The organism is Sporosarcina sp. BI001-red, assembly GCF_003384035.1.
Lineage (GTDB): Bacteria > Bacillota > Bacilli > Bacillales_A > Planococcaceae > Sporosarcina.
Window position 1 is genome coordinate 347,012 of record NZ_QQAK01000012.1, and the last position, 13,163, is coordinate 360,174.

Consider the following 13,163-nt stretch of genomic DNA (forward strand, 5'->3'; position numbering starts at 1 on the left):
TATACTTAATGATGTACTAGAATAGCACGAGCTCATAGGCGGTTCGCAGACCTGTAATCCCAATTTCCTGAAAAGAACGTATCAGGAACAGGAGGAGGTGATGCGTATGACACCATTTGAAGCACTGAGTCTCATGATCGGCTTTGGAAGTTTGATCGTGACCATTCTTGCTTTGTCATATACTTTTTCAAGAAAAAAGTAAACCGCCCATGAGCCTCCAAGCAATGGAGCGGTTTACTTCGCACTATGCGATTCGCCTTTGAAGCGAACGCTATTCTATTACAAGGCCAAGAGGATCATTACATCTTCTTGGTCTTTTTACAATATCCATTTTCTAAGGCTATTATACCAAAAGAAGAATTGTCTGTCTAGTTAGGGGAGTCACGTGGCATCCTACTTCGCTTACTCCGACTTCACATAGTCGTACTGCAATTCACCAAGATCATGATTCACAGCGACCTGCAAATCATGCCCATCAAAGTACCAAAGATCACGAGTTTCAATGTAGTAGCGGACATCATCCAAAACGGTTTCTATAGCCACTTCGTCCGGTTGTTCACGAATAACACCTAATGAAAACCCTTCATGCAGCGGGCTGCTACCGCCGTACCTTGCGAAAAATCGTATGGAATCCCCAGCTTCAACGTCCATTTCTTCAACAAACCACTGAGTTGCTTCGTCTGAAATACGTATCGTCAACATTGAAAACCCGCCTTCCTATGCTGCCTTTGATTATATTACAACCACTTCAATTTTGGCTCGGTTCCTGCTTTGATCCGTGCAATATTGGCTCGGTGGCGATAAAAGATGAATACCCCCATTAAAAAGATCACCAATGCCAAGTAGATATCTCCTGTTATGAAATAGTAAATAACCCCGTAGATTAAGCCCATCACTGCGACAATCATCGACGTGAGTGAAACCATCTTTGTAATCTTCAACGTAAGTAAGAAAGTGAGTATGACGAGTACAAATATTGGCCAACTGTACCCGAGTAATACGCCGCCAGAAGTCGCAACGGCCTTACCCCCTTTAAACTTCGCAAAAATGGGAAACATATGACCGATCACAGCAACGACACCCACAACTAATGGATGAATGTGTGTATCTCCAAAATAAGGTAGGGAGGCTAGAAGTACAGCAGCTGTCCCCTTAAGAATATCAAATACAGTAACGGCAATTCCGGCTTTTTTGCCGAGTACACGAAATGTATTGGTCGCTCCCATATTTCCGCTGCCATGTTCCCGGATATCCGTTTTATAAAACAGTTTTCCGATCCAAAGCGCAGATGGGAGAGAGCCGATTAAATATGCGAGTACCAGTAATAAAATAATTTCCATGACAAGCCCCTTCGCGAAAAATTATGTATCTCTTTCATTTTAGCAGAACACGCACTGAACGACAATTGCAGATAAATCCTATGAGGCCAGTCATTGCAATAAAAGACTTTCTTCTATACAATTATTTAAGCAAAGCGCCAACGGGTCTTGTTGACACGAAAAAATTGGCGGCGTATCATTAGATAAATAAGAACATTTGTTTGATGGAGGTTTCATCTTGACGAAACAAAAAGAATTGAATGTGTATAATGATGATTCAATCCAAGTGCTTGAAGGCTTGGAAGCAGTACGCAAACGACCAGGTATGTATATCGGTTCGACGGATGCAAGAGGATTGCATCACCTTGTATTTGAAATTGTGGATAACGCAGTCGATGAAGCACTCAGTGGATTCGGATCTGAAATAAATGTCACGATCCACTCAGATAACAGCATCAGCGTACGAGATTATGGACGAGGTATGCCAACAGGAACCCATAAAACAGGGAGACCTACAACAGAAATCATATTGACTGTCCTACACGCTGGAGGTAAGTTCGGCCAAGGTGGCTATAAAACGAGTGGCGGTCTTCATGGTGTTGGTGCTTCTGTCGTGAACGCGCTGTCTGAATGGCTGGACGTTATTATTCATCGTGAGGGACAGATATTCAAACAACGCTTCGAACACGGTGGAAAACCCGCAACAGGACTCGAAGTCATCGGGAAAACGAAGGAAACAGGTACGACCATTCACTTCAAACCCGATCCCACGATCTTTTCTACGACTAAATATCAATATGACATTCTCGCAGAGCGGTTGCGAGAATCGGCATTCCTGTTAAAAGGACTCAAAATTGTCCTGACAGAAGAAAGTACAGAAAAGACAGAGACCTTTCTTTACGAAACAGGCATAAAAGCATTTGTCTCTTATTTGAATGAAGAAAAGGACACGCTTCATGAAGTGGCTTATCTCGAAGGCGAGACAGACGGCATTGAAGTGGAGTACGCGTTCCAATTTAACGATGGGTATTCAGAGACGATTTTATCGTTTGTGAACAACGTGCGTACCAAAGATGGCGGGACACACGAAACCGGTGCAAAAACTGCAATGACTCGTGTATTTAATGAATATGCGAGGAAGACAGGTTTATTGAAAGAAAAAGACAAGAATTTGGATGGCTCTGATATCCGCGAAGGAATCGCAGCCATCGTTTCTGTGCGCATTCCTGAAGAAATCCTGCAATTTGAAGGGCAGACAAAAGGTAAGCTTGGTACAAGTGAAGCACGAACGATCACAGATGCCGTCATTTCGCAGCGTTTGCTCTATTTCTTAGAAGAAAACGCAGAATTGAGTGCCAATCTGATCCGCAAGGCAGTACGTGCACATCAGGCGCGCGAGGCTGCTCGTAAAGCACGGGAAGACGCACGTTCAGGTAAGAAGCGGAAGAAAGGGGACACCCTCCTTTCAGGCAAGCTGACACCGGCTCAATCAAGAAACGCCAAAAAGAACGAATTGTACCTCGTCGAGGGGGATTCTGCTGGCGGTTCTGCGAAGCAAGGACGCGACCGTACCTTCCAAGCAATCTTGCCATTGCGCGGAAAAGTCATCAACACGGAAAAAGCAAAACTCGAAGACATTATGAAAAACGAAGAAATAAATACAATCATCCATGCAATCGGTGGCGGCGTTGGCGCAGACTTCACAATTGAAGATGCCGCTTACGATAAAGTCATTATCATGACTGATGCCGACACGGATGGCGCGCACATCCAAGTGCTCTTACTGACGTTCTTCTATCGCTACATGAAACCGCTTATTGAAGCGGGGAAAGTTTTCATAGCGCTACCGCCACTTTATAAAGTCTCTAAAGGGATCGGGAAAAAAGAAAAGGTCGAGTATGCATGGACGGAGCGTGAACTTGGCGCTGCAACTAGCAAAATTGGTAAAGGCTATATGCTCCAGCGCTATAAAGGACTTGGGGAGATGAACGCTGGACAGCTATGGGATACGACCATGAATCCAGAAACACGTACGCTTATCCGGGTTACGATTGAAGATGGCGCGCAATCTGAGCGTAGAGTGACGACATTAATGGGGGACAAAGTAGAACCCCGTCGTCGTTGGATTGAAAGCAATGTTGACTTCGGTTTAGAAGAAGGAAGCACGATATTGGAAAACGAATTCCTGCATGTTGAGGAGGAAGTGGAATGACTGCAACAGAACGCTTTCAGGACCTTCCGTTAGAGGAAGTTATCGGCGATCGCTTTGGTCGATATAGTAAATATATTATTCAAGATCGTGCATTACCCGATGCACGGGACGGCTTAAAGCCTGTACAACGACGTATTTTGTACGCTATGTACAATGAGGGCAATACACACGAAAAAGCGTTCCGTAAATCCGCAAAAACGGTCGGTAACGTAATCGGTAACTACCATCCACATGGAGATTCTTCCGTATATGAAGCGATGGTGCGTATGAGTCAGGACTGGAAACTACGTCATATGATGATCGAAATGCATGGTAATAATGGTTCAGTTGATGGCGATTCTGCCGCTGCAATGCGTTATACAGAAGCACGTCTTTCATCAATTGCAGGTGAAATGTTACGGGATCTCAACAAAGAGACTGTAGATTTCATCCCAAACTTTGACGATACAGAGCCAGAACCAACTGTGTTACCTGCCCGGTTCCCGAACTTAATCGTCAATGGATCGACAGGAATTTCAGCAGGATATGCAACAGATATTCCACCTCATGCCTTGCATGAAGCGATTGATGCAGTCCTTATGCGTATGGACAATCCAGAAGCGACAGTAGATGAACTGATGACTGTCCTAAAAGGCCCTGATTTCCCGACTGGCGGAATTATCCAAGGTACGGATGGCATCAAAGCTGCATATGAGACAGGAAAAGGACGAGTCATTGTCCGTTCCAAAACTGAAATCGAACAGTTGAAAGCCGGTAAATCCCAGATTGTCATCACAGAAATCCCTTATGACGTCAACAAAGCCAATCTTGTGAAAAAGATGGATGAACTACGCGTTGATCGGAAGCTTGACGGGATTGCAGAAGTACGCGATGAATCGGACCGGACCGGACTCCGTGTTGTTATTGAACTAAAAAAAGACATAGATGGCGAGCCGATTTTGAAATACATGTTGAAGAACTCCGACCTCCAAGTCGCATATAACTTCAATATGGTCGCAATTTCGGATAGACGTCCAAAGCTAATGTCTTTAGCTATGCTTCTTGATGCTTATATCGAGCATCAGAAAGAAGTGGTCACTCGACGCTCTGAGTACGATGTCCGAAAAGCTCAAGATCGTCTACATATCGTAGAAGGATTGATGAAGGCCTTATCTATTTTGGATGAAGTCATTCAGACAATCCGTAGCTCGAATGACAAGCGTGACGCAAAGAACAACTTGATCAGTCGATTTGAATTCTCTGAGATCCAAGCGGAAGCGATTGTTTCCTTGCAGCTTTATCGTCTGACAAATACCGATATCACTGAGTTGAAACAGGAACAAGACGAGTTGCGTAAGCTGGTTGAAGATCTCAATGCGATTTTAAACAGTCCCGCTAAGCTATCCCGTTTGATCCAGAAAGAGTTACACGATGTCCGTAAGCGTTTCGCGGAACCTCGGAACTCTGTCATCGAAGAGAAAATCGAAGAATTGAAAGTTGATCTCGATATTCTGATTCCAAGTGAAGAAGTTGTCGTTTCAGTCACGAAAGAAGGATATGTAAAACGTACAGGCTTACGTTCGTATGGAGCTTCGAACGGGACTGGCATGACTATGAAAGAGTCCGACTATCCTGTACTCGAGCGTACGATGAATACGCAGCATCACTTGTTGCTGTTTACGTCCCTCGGGAACTACATTTATCAACCAATCCATGAGCTTCCTGATATTAAATGGCGTGATCTTGGACAGCATATTTCAAGTATCGTATCTATGGAGCCGAGTGAGTCGATTGTGGCGGCGATCGGTCTGGAACAATTCGATGACATCCACTCGATCTTGACGGTTACAGCTAACGGGTTTGTGAAACTATCCAAGCTAGCTGACTTCCACGTTCAGCGCTTTGGTCGTGCGTACAAAGGGATGAATGTTAAAAAGGGCGACAGATTGCTAGATGCTCGCATCGTAAAGGGAAGTGAAGATGCAGTCATAGTCACGAATCAGGCTTACATTTTACGTTTTCCACTCAGCGATGTTGGTACGACAGGAGTTCGAACAGGCGGTGTCAAAGGCATCAACCTGAAAGCGGAAGACCAAGTCGTATCGATGGATGTCATTACGGATAGCTCAGCTTCTATTGTGATTGCAACACAGCGTGGTACTGTGAAACGCACAGCGTTAAAAGAAATTGAAGTCGGTTCACGTGCTCAACGCGGATTAATGATTTTGAAAGAGCTGAAGAAAAATCCATACCGAGTGATTGGAGCTAGGATCACGGGATCTTCTGAAAAGCTCATTCTTACAACAGTAAAAGATGTTAAAACTGAAATCGAGCCGAATAGCCTGAGATTGTCGGATCGCCAATCCAACGGCAGCGCAGTGTCAGATGAAGCGAAAAATGGGGCAGCGAGTCGGTTGTACTATGAACCTACCGCCAAAACCGATAAACCTACATCTAAATAACAAGTAAAAGATGAAAAGCACACGGGGCTATTAAAATTCTCGTGTGCTTTTTGTGTTTCTATCGTATACTAATTCGGAAAGCGAATTAGTATACGATAGAGAAAGTGGGACGGTGTATGTGGAAAAATCGCAATGTTTGGATCATTCTATCTGGAGAACTGATCGCCGGGATTGGGTTATGGACCGGTATCATTGGAAATTTGGAGTTTATGCAAGAAAAGATCCCTTCGGACTTTGTGAAAGCACTGATCCTTTCAGTCGGACTTTTAGCGGGAATTCTAGTTGGACCCCTAGCTGGAAAGATTATTGATCAGCACGCAAAGAAACGCATTTTAGTTATCGCAGGAGCTGGCCGTCTCATTAGCGTTGTCTTCATGCTCATCGCCATTGCAACGGATTCTGTCTGGTGGATGATTGCATTTGTCGTCAGCATTCAACTCGCGGCAACGTTTTACTTCCCAGCGCTACAAGCGGCAATTCCGCTCGTTGTGAAGGACAATGACCTATTGACGATGAACGGGATGCACATGAACGTAGCGACCATTGCACGCGTCACAGGGACCGCGTTAGCAGGAGTTATCTTAGTCTACTGGTCGTTATCATCGCTTTATTGGATTTCAATCATTGCCTATGGCTTATTACTCATCTTCACATTCATGCTACGTATTGATGAAGGGGAGGGGACAGAGGCTGTTGTTAAAACTGAAGGCGCTAAAGGCGGCTTTATGGAAGTGTTTCCAGTGCTAAAAGCGTATCCAGCAGTCGGTATGACACTTGTGATGACTTTAATTCCGCTATTATTTCTAGGTTCTTTTAATTTAGTTGTCATCAACATTAGTGAAATTCAAGATTCAGCGTCCATAAAGGGACTGATTTACACGTGTGAAGGTGTCGCGTTCATGATCGGGTCATTTGCGGTTAAGAAAATAGCATTGAAATGGCGAACAACAGTCATACTATTTTTCTTTGCAAGTATGGTGGCAGTCGCAGAATTCTTATTATTCTTCGCACAGAGCCAGTTTGCAACGTTAGCAGCATTTACAGTACTAGGATTCAGTTTAGGATGTTTTTTCCCAACAGCTATGGTGATTTTCCAGAAACAGATGCCGAAAGCGTACCACGGAAGATTTTTCTCATTCCGAAATATGTTAGAACGAGTCGTATTCCAGGTGGTATTACTGGCGACTGGGGCATTTCTGGATATTGTAGGATTGCAAGTGATGGTCGTAGTATTTGGTGTAATCAGCATCAGTTTGACGGGGATATTTTTCTTACAAATGAAACAGCGTAAGATTCAGCTAGAAGAGCCAGTAACTGCGGATTCAATAATTCCGATGAAAAGCGTTTAAATGAACGTGAACTAAATAGAAACCACAATAAAACGCGACTTTAGCAGAAAAAGTCGCGTTTTATAAATTACATGGATAAAGCTTAATTTCGCTGTCTTGTCTCACTATCCTAAGTATACTTAATGATGATACGTAGCTTCCTATAATATATATTATGACGGGGGCGTCAAAAGAAAGCAACGATTATTCAATTCGATATCTATGTTGCCCTACTTTTGCCCGCTCAACATCTATAAACTGCACCCCATACTCAATCACGTCATTCATGTACAACTTATGCTCACTCGCTAACGTGCGCACGCTTTCCAACAACTTCTTATCATAAGTCGTCTTATATTGAATCCGGTCTTTAGGACGCGTTTCTTTATTGAATGTAATCGAACCTTGCTGCAATACAACTTTCATCCCATCTTCCAGCAAATAATTCACAAACGTTCCATGCTGATCTGCTAACTGTTTCAGTTGCTCCAAGATCTCTTGGCTGATAGATGTTCTGAATTTCACACGCGTTTCATCTGACGTTTGTCTCAGCATTCCATTCTCGTTAACCCACATTTGTTCTACAACTCCTTCATCATTAGTAAAACCGGCAAATTGAAAGGCTCCGCCGGCTGTTCGCATATCTGTTCGCATACCCGTGAAATCGGCACTCTCTGTGTTAAAATTCCTTTTTAAAGACGAAACTCACTTTACTGTAGCCCATTTTTTCTTCATAAAAATGGTGTGCACTAGTACGCTGCAACCCTGAAGATAGTGCAATCGATTCGTAATTGTGTTTTTTCCCCCATTGCTCAACGTGTGCTAGTAACTTATCGCCATAGCCCTTAGATCGAGCCGATTTGTCCGTTACTAAGTCACATACCCATATCGAGCGCCCATAATAGAGCGTAATCATCGGTTTAAAGCCGGTCACCGCTTTTAACACGTCATTAACCCGCAATCCGAACATCTGGTAACGTTCTTTTGCTCCAGATTCATACACGAGTTCCAAGTACTCTTCCATATTTAAATGGGTGCGGAGCTGATTCATAATCGGAAAAGCTTCAATCAAATCTTCTTCCGTCGTTAGTGGAACAATTGTACTTTCATCCAGTGGAATCGCCTCCGAAACCCCGCCGCTTAGTGCACAGGGATTTCTTTCATTGTTCCACGACTCTCATTGACAATCAAGCCCTTTTTCAAATGGAGCACCCGATCCCCCAATTTTTCAGCCTCCGATCGGCTATGCGTCACAATTAGAAATGGAATTTTCCAGAGCTCATGCAAACGAAGTAACTCATCTTGACACTCTTCTCGTGTCTCTTCATCTAAAGCGGATAAAGGTTCATCCAACAAAAGCAAATCAGGCTCTGCAGCAAGCGCACGAGCGAGTGCGACCCTCTGTTTCTCACCACCGGATATCTGATGAGGGTACTTGTTCAAGAGATGGCTGATGCCAAGCACCGTCAGTAATTGTTCGATGATGAAACCAGTCGCCACAGTTTTTTGCTTATGAATGCCATAGTGAATATTACGCTCGACTGTCATATGCGGAAATAGCGCATACTCTTGAAATAAGTACCCGATATTACGGGATCGGGCGGGTAATGAATTCTTCTTGCCATCAAAGAAACGCTTTTCATTGAGAGTGATTGTTCCACTGTCAGGTTCAGCCAGTCCAGCGATCGCTTGTAAAATAGTTGTTTTCCCCGCACCTGAAGACCCCGCAAGTACGATAATTTCATCATGTGCTTGAAAACTGACATCCAACTCGAAATGATCTAACTGTTTTCTGATTGCTACGTCTAACATCGAATCACCTACCTATCGTTTTTCAGAAGCGAATCGTCTCAAGTTCCGTTTGCTCCACCAGTTTAACCATAGGATTGTACTGAATCCGAGCGCTGTAATAATGACAACCCAAAACGTCGCTTTCTCCATCTTCCCCGCCTCCACAGCAAAATAGATCGCCATTGGAATTGTATCCGTCTTACCAGGTATGTATCCAGCAAGCATCAGAGTCGCACCAAATTCCCCAAGGCCCCGAGCAAACGACAGAACGAGTCCCGCCAGCAATCCTGGCCACGCAAGCGGAAACGTGATGGTTCTGAAAACCCGCCATTCAGAAGCGCCCATTGTCCGCGCTGCATCCCCTAACTTATTATCCAGACTATCAAAAGCTGCAGCTGCACTCTGGTACATGAGTGGAAAACTGACGACAACGGATGCAATAACCGCAGCCGTCCAAGTGAATACGATTTGAATATCGAACGTTTCCAGTAACCAACTACCAATCCAACCTTTTTTGCCTAGCAATATGAGCAAACCGAATCCGACAACGGTTGGTGGTAGCACAAGCGGCAACAAAAATAATGATTCAAAAATTGATTTCCCGAAAAATTGCCGTTTCGCAAACAGGTGTGCAAGAAACACACCGAGCACAAACACTATAGCAGTGGAGATGACCGCCACTTTAACTGAAAGCAATAAAGGACTTAAATCCACATCATCCACCTCCCTCTCTTACTTGAACCCGTACTTTGCAAGGGTTTCTTGACCTTGTTCATCGAGTAACGCATCTAAAAACTGCTGGGCTTCGTGTGCATGCTTAGACTCTTTCAAGACTGCGCCGGGATAGACAATCGGCTCATGCCAGCTCGGATCTGATTCAGCTAGCACTTTGACTTTATCAGAAATGAACGCATCACTCGAATAGACAACCCCGTAATCCGCATTCCCGAGTTCAACTTGCGTGAGCACTTGTCGCACGTCTGACGCAAGCACAAGCTTGTCCTGCATCGGTTGCCAGAGCTTAAGGTGTTCGAACACTTCCTTTGTATAACGTCCAACAGGGACACTTTCTGGTTCACCAATGACGAAATGACGAACCGTTGCAGGGTCAATATCTTCAAAACTGTTAATCGCTGAATTTGAATCTTGATTTGCAATCAAAACTAACACGTTTTTTGTGAAATCTGTCCGTGTAGAAACGTCTAATAAGTCTTTCCCCTCAAGAGTATCCATATCTTTTTTACTTGCAGATAAAAACACATCGGCAGGCGCTCCGTTTTCAATCGAGGTAGCAAGCTTTCCAGAGCCGCCATACATGAACGTCAACTCCACGTTTTCATGTTCTTTTTCATACGTTTTCTTAAAATCGTCCAATGAGTCTGTTAAACTGGCTGCTGCAGAAATATGGAGTTCCACTTTATCTACAGTACTTGTTCCACTCCCTTCAGATGCTGGTTTCTCCTTTGAACACCCCGCCAGCAATAGCAGCATAACTCCCATCATAATCACAATACTCCTTTTACTCAAATCAATCTCCCTTTCCCTATTTATACTTAATTATAACTACATATAACTAGTTATAACATAAGGGAACTCTCTTTATCTATATATAATTAAATAATTCTAACTATTATTACTTATAACTCGTTATGTCTATTGCAATAATTCTAAAAATGAGAGAAGATAGAAGAAAGAAATGGAGGTTTTTAGGTTGAATGCACAACATAAAGCATCGTATACGACTGAAGATCTCGCTGACTTGCTTCAAGTATCAAAGCTAACCGTGTATGACCTTATAAAAAAAGGGGAAATCGTTGCCTACCGGGTTGGAAGGCAAATGAGGATCGACGCTTCTGACTTCGAAGCGTATAAAGACCGTATGAAAGGCGGTGCAGACCGCTCCGTGGCAGAACCACCTCCATTACAAAAAAATGAACCTGTCGCTCCAACCGTTTTGGAGAAACAATCTCTCCCTCCTTTTTCTCCGCCACGTACAATGCAACACGTAATCATTAGTGGGCAAGATGTTACACTCGATTTGTTGGCAAACGCAATTTCCGCAACTTCTAGTAACTATCGAACGCTTCGTTCCAACACCGGCAGTTTAAATAGTTTGCTTGCACTCGTTCAAGGAGAAGCAGATCTCGTCAGTACTCATCTATTTGATGGAGACACAGGTTCTTATAACATCCCTTACATACGACGGATTTTAATCGGGCGTGAATATATAGTTGTCAACCTACTCTCTCGTTCGGCTGGTTTCTACGTACAACCTGGAAATCCGAAGAATATTACAAGCTGGCGTGATTTAAACCGTAACGATGTCCAGATTGTCAATCGTGAATTGGGATCCGGAATTCGAGTATTAACGGATGAACGACTGCGACTTGAGGGTGTTCTTCCAAAGACCATAATGGGTTATGAAAATATTGAGATGACCCATTTAGCAGTAGCAAGTAAAGTAGCATCAGGAGAAGCGGATATCGGTGTGGGGATTGAAAAAATTGCCAACCTAGTCAATGTTGACTACATCCCAATGACCAACGAGCAGTATGACTTAGTCATGCTGAAGCATGAAAGCAATAAGGAATTTAGGGAAACAGTACTCAGCATCTTACAATCTGACTCTTTCAAGAAAGAGCTTTCCACTATTAAAGGATATGACTTCTCTCAAATGGGACGAATTTTATATGATACCCCCTAAAACACTCTTTCCTAATTGGAAAGAGTGTTTTTCCTTCTCAGCTTTACATAATACTATTATGGTAAAGTCCGACATAAAAAAACAGCCTTGCCTGTTTAGCAAGACTGTCCCTACCTCTACTTTTCGTCCTCATACTTCGGACGTTCATAATGCATACGGATATCGACTTCATATTTGTTATAGCGCACTTTCAATAACTGGAACAGATGCGTCGTGAAGACTTTGAGTAACGCATAACCAGGTATCCCTAATATGACACCCGCCACACCAAATAACGAACCTGCTGTCAACAAGACGAAAATAATCGTGATTGGATGAATATGTAGAGTTTTTCCCATGATTTGTGGTGAAATGAACTTCCCTTCAACCAATTGAACCACAGTCCATACAATCGCAAGTTTCACGAGCATGAATGGTGAAGTGACGATCGCAATGATGATTGCCGGTGTAATCGCAATGACTGGACCGAGATATGGGACCACACTTGTGAACATGGCAAGCACACCGAGCAATAGAGCGTATTTCATATCGATGATCAAGAAACCAATCGTCACCATCGTACCGATACACATCGCAACTAGAATTTGACCTTGGATATATGCGCTAATCTGATGGTCTGCGTTCTTTAAAATCGCCTGTGCATCTTCACGCATTCTCGGTGGCAACAGCTTCATCACGTATTTCGGTAAATTATCCCCATCCTTCAAGAGATAAAACAAAATGAACGGAACCGTAACAATGGAGAGAATGATTCCAGTCAATGTAGAAATAAACGTCGTCAACCCGGATGCAATGCCGCCAAGAGCATCGGCCACCATTTGCCCGATATTTTCAAGACCCGAGTCCAGTAGCTCCGATGCGTTAATGTCCAACTGATTGTAGTACGGTGCGAATATGGAGTTGCTAAAAAATGAATCGAGTGTAAGAATGAGCTGATTGAAGTATGTCGGGAATTCATCAACTAGTTTCCAAAATTGTACTTTCAAAAAAGGTAGGACTAGAAACACGAGCAAGGTGATGAGGCCAACTGCTGTTAAAAAGATAATGAAGATTCCCCATATTTTAGGTACTTTCATTTTTTCTATCAGTTGTAAAAGTGGACGGAGCAAATAATATAGAATCGATGCTAAAATAATCGGCAACACCACAGTTGAAAACAGTACTTGAATTGGATAAAAGATGAACGACACCTTATCGAATATCATCACATTCAAACCTACAAGCACTAATACAATGAGTATGAAGAGTGTGGTCTTGCCCCCTAAGAACCGAATAATCCGGTTTTTAGGAGGAATTCCATATTCATCATCCTGCTCATGATTCTCATGCACTTCCCTCTTACCTGCCAAATCCCCCACTCCTTCAAAA

At 43.4% G+C, this 13,163-nt stretch carries 13 protein-coding genes; 5 read left to right on the forward strand and 8 right to left on the reverse strand.

Translation table 11 applies throughout. From position 1 onward, the window contains the following. Positions 1-106: 106 nt before the first annotated feature. Positions 107-202 carry a putative holin-like toxin gene (locus DVB69_RS17810; RefSeq protein WP_233505375.1) on the forward strand — a complete coding sequence of 32 codons (96 nt, stop codon included), beginning with the start codon at positions 107-109 and terminating at the stop codon, positions 200-202. A 200-nt stretch (positions 203-402) separates the two neighbouring features. Here DVB69_RS17810 and DVB69_RS11185 read toward each other — a convergent pair whose 3' ends face one another. Beyond that, positions 403-699, reverse strand: coding sequence for a HesB/YadR/YfhF family protein (locus DVB69_RS11185; protein ID WP_116019282.1), 297 nt, complete (start codon positions 697-699; stop codon positions 403-405). A gap of 38 nt (positions 700-737) precedes the next feature. Continuing rightward, the gene (gene plsY / locus DVB69_RS11190; protein ID WP_116019180.1) at positions 738-1,340 is read right to left on the reverse strand and encodes a glycerol-3-phosphate 1-O-acyltransferase PlsY; all 603 of its coding nucleotides are present in this window, start codon (positions 1,338-1,340) and stop codon (positions 738-740) included. 217 nt (positions 1,341-1,557) lie between these two features. On the opposite strand from plsY, the gene parE reads away from it, so the two are divergent. The 3 genes from parE to DVB69_RS11205 all read left to right on the forward strand — a co-directional run bounded on the left by parE (position 1,558) and on the right by DVB69_RS11205 (position 7,321). Next, positions 1,558-3,531, forward strand: coding sequence for a DNA topoisomerase IV subunit B (gene parE, locus DVB69_RS11195; protein WP_116019181.1), 1,974 nt, complete (start codon positions 1,558-1,560; stop codon positions 3,529-3,531). Then, positions 3,528-5,972, forward strand: a complete 2,445-nt coding sequence (gene parC, locus DVB69_RS11200) for a DNA topoisomerase IV subunit A (RefSeq protein ID WP_116019182.1) — start codon at positions 3,528-3,530, stop codon at positions 5,970-5,972. Before parE ends, parC begins: the two co-directional genes overlap by 4 nt. 116 nt (positions 5,973-6,088) lie before the next feature. Then, complete coding sequence (locus tag DVB69_RS11205) at positions 6,089-7,321, forward strand: MFS transporter (protein ID WP_116019183.1); 1,233 nt, start codon at positions 6,089-6,091, stop codon at positions 7,319-7,321. Positions 7,322-7,504: 183 nt separating this feature from the next. On the opposite strand, the gene DVB69_RS11210 is transcribed toward DVB69_RS11205, so the two are convergent. The 5 genes from DVB69_RS11210 to modA all read right to left on the reverse strand — a co-directional run bounded on the left by DVB69_RS11210 (position 7,505) and on the right by modA (position 10,594). Further along, the gene (locus tag DVB69_RS11210; RefSeq protein WP_116019283.1) at positions 7,505-7,876 is read right to left on the reverse strand and encodes an rRNA methyltransferase; all 372 of its coding nucleotides are present in this window, start codon (positions 7,874-7,876) and stop codon (positions 7,505-7,507) included. 103 nt (positions 7,877-7,979) lie between these two features. Next, the gene (locus DVB69_RS11215; RefSeq protein WP_370452964.1) at positions 7,980-8,372 is read right to left on the reverse strand and encodes a GNAT family N-acetyltransferase; all 393 of its coding nucleotides are present in this window, start codon (positions 8,370-8,372) and stop codon (positions 7,980-7,982) included. Positions 8,373-8,440: 68 nt separating this feature from the next. Next, positions 8,441-9,112 (reverse strand): ATP-binding cassette domain-containing protein, encoded by a 672-nt coding sequence (locus tag DVB69_RS11220; RefSeq protein WP_116019184.1) that lies wholly within the window; start codon positions 9,110-9,112, stop codon positions 8,441-8,443. 12 nt (positions 9,113-9,124) lie between these two features. Then, positions 9,125-9,814 (reverse strand): molybdate ABC transporter permease subunit, encoded by a 690-nt coding sequence (gene modB / locus DVB69_RS11225; protein WP_116019185.1) that lies wholly within the window; start codon positions 9,812-9,814, stop codon positions 9,125-9,127. 9 nt (positions 9,815-9,823) lie between these two features. Further along, on the reverse strand, positions 9,824-10,594 hold the full coding sequence (modA, locus tag DVB69_RS11230) for a molybdate ABC transporter substrate-binding protein (RefSeq protein WP_233505376.1): 771 nt from the start codon (positions 10,592-10,594) through the stop codon (positions 9,824-9,826). A 208-nt stretch (positions 10,595-10,802) separates the two neighbouring features. Here modA and DVB69_RS11235 point away from each other — a divergent pair, with 208 nt between their 5' ends. Further along, positions 10,803-11,795 carry a helix-turn-helix transcriptional regulator gene (locus DVB69_RS11235; protein ID WP_233505377.1) on the forward strand — a complete coding sequence of 331 codons (993 nt, stop codon included), beginning with the start codon at positions 10,803-10,805 and terminating at the stop codon, positions 11,793-11,795. Positions 11,796-11,911: 116 nt separating this feature from the next. On the opposite strand, the gene DVB69_RS11240 is transcribed toward DVB69_RS11235, so the two are convergent. Beyond that, positions 11,912-13,090, reverse strand: a complete 1,179-nt coding sequence (locus DVB69_RS11240) for an AI-2E family transporter (RefSeq protein ID WP_233505385.1) — start codon at positions 13,088-13,090, stop codon at positions 11,912-11,914. Positions 13,091-13,163 lie beyond the last annotated feature (73 nt).